The sequence below is a fragment of the Actinoplanes sp. NPDC051633 genome, from assembly GCF_040681735.1.
GTDB lineage: Bacteria > Actinomycetota > Actinomycetes > Mycobacteriales > Micromonosporaceae > Actinoplanes.
This window is the reverse complement of the sequence record NZ_JBFAZH010001293.1, coordinates 1-2,057: the sequence shown is the minus strand read 5'-3', so window position 1 is coordinate 2,057 and position 2,057 is coordinate 1. Positions and strand designations below refer to the sequence as shown.

Annotated in this window: 1 protein-coding gene and 1 pseudogene; one reads left to right on the top strand and one right to left on the bottom strand. The window is 72.8% G+C overall.

Features of this window, described 5'->3' with window-relative positions:
* Positions 1 to 190 (bottom strand): annotated as a pseudogene (locus tag AB0M20_RS40230) (TrpB-like pyridoxal-phosphate dependent enzyme); the annotation flags it as partial.
* 101 nt (positions 191 to 291) lie between these two features.
* Between AB0M20_RS40230 and AB0M20_RS40225 the strand changes: the two are divergent.
* The coding region (locus tag AB0M20_RS40225; protein ID WP_364306409.1) for a GDSL-type esterase/lipase family protein at positions 292 to 2,057 on the top strand (1,766 nt) is incomplete at its 3' end.

Below are 2,057 nucleotides of genomic sequence, written 5' to 3'. Positions count from 1 at the left end.
CATACCGATCCGTGGTGACCTCCTGCTCGATCAGGGTCATCGGGAACAGCGGCGCCAGGTCGTCGGGACCGACCGGCTGCAGGGTGCCCGGGTGCAGCACCGGGGGCGGCGGCGACGGCAGGTCGGCCACCAGGTTGTACCAGCGGCGCGGCATCTCCGACTCGTCGAGCAGGATCTTCGTGGCGGTCATGCCCCCGATCATCGCCCCACCGGGCGGGTGCGTGCACGGTTGGGGCCACGACGCGCCGACGTGACCAAGAGAAACCGGACACACGCGTAGAGTGCTGTCCCGTGTATCGCCGGACCGCCTTCTTCCTGCTCGCTCTCGCGGCCCTGCTGGCGGTGGCGCGGCCCGACGCGCACCGGTGGCTGGTCGGGCTGCTCTTCGTGGCGTTCATCGCGACCGCCGCGATCTGGATCGCCGGGCAGTACACGGAAAGCCTCGACGGCCGGCAGCCGACCGTCCCGGTCTGGCTGTGGATCGTCCTGCTGGTGGCGGCCGCGGGCCTGATCGTGCTGTACGTGCGCACCGGCTGGGGCGGCACCGCGCTGGGCGGCCTGTTCCTGATCTACCTGCTCTTCGGCAGCGCGGTCGCCGGTCTGCGGCAACGCGAGCCCGGACCGTGGTGGCTGGGCTTCGCGCTGATCGCCGCGGCCACGCTGATGGCCGTCGCCGGGGCGGCGCTGCTCTGGCTGCTGCCCGGCCGGATCCCGCTGGTCGCCGTGGCGCTGCTCGCCGCGGGGGTGTTCGTGGTGCTGCCGGTCGGCATCGCGCTGGCCTCCGAGCGCACCATCCGCGGGCTGTCCGCACGCCTCGGCGGAGCCGTCTTCTTCGGCATCGCCGGGCTGTTGCTGCTCGGTGTCACCGGCTGGCTGTCGGTCCGCGTCAGCCACTCCCTCCTGATCCTCTGGGTGCTCGGCGTCGTCGCCGTGCTGGTGGTCGCCGTGGCGTCCGCGACGCAGGCCGATGTGGCCCTGGTCGTGGCGTTGATCGCACTGATGGGCGTCACGCCGGTGCCGGCCGGGCAACCGGACCTGCTGCGCCCGGCCGGCGGTCAGCGGGTGCTGGTGGCGCTGGGCGACTCGTTCATGTCGGGTGAGGGCGCCGAGGTGTATTACGACGGCACCGACGAGGCCGACCCGGCGCGCGGCGACCAGTGCCGGCGAGCCCCGACGGCGTGGGCCGTCGCCGCGTCGCGGTCGCCGTGGTTCGACGGGCTGGAGTTCCTGGCCTGCTCGGGTGCGCGTACCTGGAACGTGCTGCCCACGCCGCCCGCGGCGCCGGACGCCGACGTGACGCTGACCCGCAAGGGCGTTCCCGGCCAGGCCGCCGACCGCGGCGACGCCCGCACCCAGCTGGACGAGTACCTGGCCGGCGACAAGGGGTTCACGCCGGCCATGGCCGTGCTCAGCGTCGGCGGCAACGACGCCGGGTTCTCGACGATCGGCCAGATGTGCCTGGCGCCCGGGCACTGCAACGACAGGTCCCAGCTGTGGACCACGTCGATGGCGCAGGTGGAGCGGAACCTGCGGGCCACGTACGTGGCGATGGACGACGCCTTCCCCGGCGTGCCGGTGGCGGTGGTCCCGTACCCCGACCCGATCCAGCTCTCCGGGAGCTGCAATCAGCTCGCGCTGTCCCGCCGCGAGAAGGAGTTCCTCCAGGAGTTCGTCGACCAGCTGAACGGCGTGATCACCCGCACCGCCGCGGAGTTCGGGTTCTACGTCGTCGGGGACATGCAGCGGGCGCTCGCCGCCGAGCACCTGCAGCTGTGCGACCCGGCGAACGACGGGCGGCCGGGTCTGAACTTCGTGGAGCTGCGGTCGGTCCGCGGCAGCGCGGAGGAGCGCTACAACCCGAAGAACTGGTCGCACGGCAGCCTGCACCCCAACGAGCGCGGGCACGCCGCGATGTCGCGGACCTTCCAGTCGTGGCTCGCCCGGCAGCCGGTGCCGATGCCGGCCCGGCAGCAGGTCACGGCGGCGGCCGCGGCGAGCCGGCAGGCGGCGCTGGTCGCAGATCGGAAGAGCGTGGTGTTGGGGAAGAGTGTTGTTAG